Here is a 2,756-nt window from a genome sequence, read left to right as displayed (position 1 = left end):
CGCGCCTGGGTGGCAGTGGGCGTCGCCGCCTTCCTCTGCGGTGAATCTCAAGAGTTTCTTCGGCGCAGTGAGGTGCCGGTATAGCTTTCGCGGGTCGGGCTCGTCGGTGGCGGAGTAGAACAGGTCGTCGGTCGCCTCGCACACCAGCACGGGGCAGGTGATCTTTTCCGCGCTCCCGTCGCCCAGGTTGTATCGGGCGTACTCGGCCAGGAATTTCCGGTCGGTCGAGGTCCCCGTGACGTAGCGGCCGTGGTCGCAGGCCCAGCGCAGAGTCGGGCTCTGCTCACGGGCGTCGGCGATCATCTGGTCCAGTTCCTCGTCGTGCTCGGCTGCCGCGCGTTGGACCACCTCGTCGTGCGGCAGCGGGAGGTGCACGGTCAAAGCGGAGACGGCGTCGAAGACACCGTCGACGGCGACGACGGCTGCCAGGCGTGGCTCATAGGCCGCCGCGCGGGGCGCGAGGTAGCCGCCGAGACTGACGCCGAGCAGCGCGATGCGGGCCGGGTCGATGCTCGGGTCCTGGGTGAGGAAGTCCAGGACGGGACCGACCACGTTCTCCCAGTCCGGTCGAAAGGTCAGCCCGTCCTGGTGGATGGCCGCAGGCTGGCCGGGGCCGTCGAAGGTCAGGACGTGGTATCCACGTTCCTGTCCGCCGACGGCGCCGAAGAAATGCAGCTCCTCGGCGGCGCCGTCGAATCCGTTGTGCATGACCAGCGTCGGCTTCGGGCCTTCGCCAGCCGCCCGATAGAAGTAGCCGTGCAACATGGTGTCCTCATACGGGATCCGTACGGGGGTGATACCGGGGATGTGGGCGACGGCATCACGGAAGCAAGCGACACCGCGCTGGTAGGCGTGGTCGATGCGCGGGTCGCTGGGGTTGCCGTGCAGGAAGAACTCGGCCGCCCGGTAGTAGGTGGAAGCACGCAGCAGCCCGTCCCGGGCACTGACGGGGTGGCTTGTGCGGGCTTCGGCCTCCAGACGCTCAGCGGTGGACAGCCAGGCGTCGTGCCAGCCGTCGTAGTCGCCGGAGGTGACTTGCGAGGCGGTGGCGACGACTTCACCGACGTCCGAGCCGCCGTAGACGGCCGGGCCGAGAGTGCGCAGGGTCTCGAACCAGAACTGCTGATCGTCTGGGAACATCAGCGGCTTCATCGCATCTCCCTTTCACAGAGGGCGCGGAAGGCCCGCGCGGGCCGACCGGTGAGGCGCTGGACAGTGTCGGTGACGCGGTCCTCCGCCCCTTCGGCGATGGCACGGTCCATGCCGGCCAGCATGGCCGCGAACTCCACCGGGAGCAGCGCCGTGAGGCGATCGCGCAACTGCTCGTAGGACAGACGGCGGTGGACCACGGGCCGACCGGTGACCTCGGTGACGATCGCGGCGACGTCGTCGTAGCTGAGGGCCTCGGGTCCGGTGAGGACGAGGTCGGTGTTGGGGGCTTGCTGGTCGGTCAGGGCGTGGACGGCGACGGTGGCGATGTCCTCGGCGTCGATGAAGCCGACCCGGCCGTTGTCGGTCGCTGTCCAGATGGTGCCGTCTTCACGGATGCTGTGCGCGTGCGCGTGTGTGCCGGTGAAGTTCTGCATGAACCACGAGGGCCGCAGCGCCGCCCACTGTTCGAACAGATCAGGCAGAGCCTGGTGCACCGTTCCCACCGCAGGGCCGCCCTCGGGTATGGCCGAGGAGCTCAGCAGCACCGCGCGGTGCACGCCGCTGGTGCGTGCCCGCTCGAGGAAAGGCAACATGACCGCCGCCGGGTCGGACTCGCCCTCGGGCGGTATGAGGTAGACACGGTCGACGCCGTCGAGGGCGGCAGTATAGGTGGCGGGGTGATACCAGTCGAAGCGGACCGGCTCGGCTCCGGAGACCGGGGTGGCTTGACGACTGGCCGCTTTGACGCGGTGACCGGCGGCTGTCAGCTGTGCTGTGGTGCGGCTGCCGGTAGTGCCGGTGGCGCCGATGACCAGCGTGGTGCCGGTGGTCATCGGCTACTCCTGGTGAAGTCGGTGCCGGGTTCGAGGACGGCGAGGGGGTTCCAGTAGTCACGGTAGGAGGCGATGCGCCCGTGCCGAACCGTGACGACGGCGATGTAGGTCATGTCGAAGGGAGCGTCGGTCTGAACCAGACGGCCGACGCCCCGCATCTCGACCACGATGGTCGCGGGATCAGTGGTCTGGTGGATCCGCAGGTCAGGGAAGTCGTGCAGATCGATGTGGCCGGGGTAGTGGCGCATGTAGGCGGCGATGGCCTCCTTGCCCTCCAGCCGCTCGGGCCAGCCCGGTGGCGCGAAGGGGAATTCCATGATGCCGTCCTCGGTCCAGAGGTCGACCCAGCCGGCGATGTTCTTGTCCAGTAGCAGCCGCAGGCTGTGGCGGTAGAGATCCGCCGGAGAAGTCGGTGTGGACATGAGTTTCCTCCATCTCGTAGACATCTCATATAATCCGGACCCAGGGTCCGCTTTTACGATACGGACCCTGGGTCCGTTTTTGCAACCGGAGGAACCGTATGCCCGAGCGCAAGCCCCGCAAGGACGCCGCCCGTAACCGCGCGGCCGTCCTGGCGGCCGCCGACGCCCTCTTCGCCCGCAGCCAGAGCCCTGACGACCTCACCATGGCCGACATCGCAGCAGCGGCCGGCGTCGGCAAGGCCACACTCTTCCGGGCCTTCGGTGACCGTGCCGGGCTGCTCCGTGCGCTGTACGAGGCACGACTCGAACCGATCAAGGGAGCTGTCGAAGCCGGCCCGCCACCCTTGGG

4 protein-coding genes are annotated in these 2,756 nt (G+C 68.2%); 1 reads left to right on the top strand and 3 read right to left on the bottom strand.

Annotated features, from left to right (window positions below; all coding sequences use genetic code 11):
• From ABZV91_RS32365 to ABZV91_RS32355, 3 genes are all read right to left on the bottom strand, one after another.
• Positions 1-1,152, bottom strand: a 1,152-nt coding sequence (locus ABZV91_RS32365) for an alpha/beta hydrolase (protein ID WP_355249517.1), incomplete at its 3' end; no start/stop codon positions are given.
• Positions 1,149-1,985: an NmrA family NAD(P)-binding protein gene (locus ABZV91_RS32360; protein WP_355249516.1), complete on the bottom strand. Its 837-nt coding sequence runs from the start codon at positions 1,983-1,985 to the stop codon at positions 1,149-1,151. The genes ABZV91_RS32360 and ABZV91_RS32365, both read right to left, overlap by 4 nt.
• On the bottom strand, positions 1,982-2,407 hold the full coding sequence (locus tag ABZV91_RS32355; RefSeq protein ID WP_355249515.1) for a nuclear transport factor 2 family protein: 426 nt from the start codon (positions 2,405-2,407) through the stop codon (positions 1,982-1,984). Before ABZV91_RS32355 ends, ABZV91_RS32360 begins: the two co-directional genes overlap by 4 nt.
• 98 nt (positions 2,408-2,505) lie before the next feature.
• On the opposite strand from ABZV91_RS32355, the gene ABZV91_RS32350 reads away from it, so the two are divergent.
• The coding region (locus ABZV91_RS32350) for a helix-turn-helix domain-containing protein (RefSeq protein ID WP_355249514.1) at positions 2,506-2,756 on the top strand (251 nt) is incomplete at its 3' end.

The organism is Nocardia sp. NPDC004568 (genome assembly GCF_040609955.1).
Taxonomy (GTDB): domain Bacteria; phylum Actinomycetota; class Actinomycetes; order Mycobacteriales; family Mycobacteriaceae; genus Nocardia.
This window is presented reverse-complemented; position numbering and strand designations above follow the sequence as displayed.

Coding starts and splice junctions, on each gene's coding strand:
- ABZV91_RS32355 (WP_355249515.1), bottom strand. CDS start 2,407: ATGTCCACACCGACTTCTCCGGCGGATCTCTACCGCCACAGCCTGCGG.
- ABZV91_RS32360 (WP_355249516.1), bottom strand. CDS start 1,985: ATGACCACCGGCACCACGCTGGTCATCGGCGCCACCGGCACTACCGGC.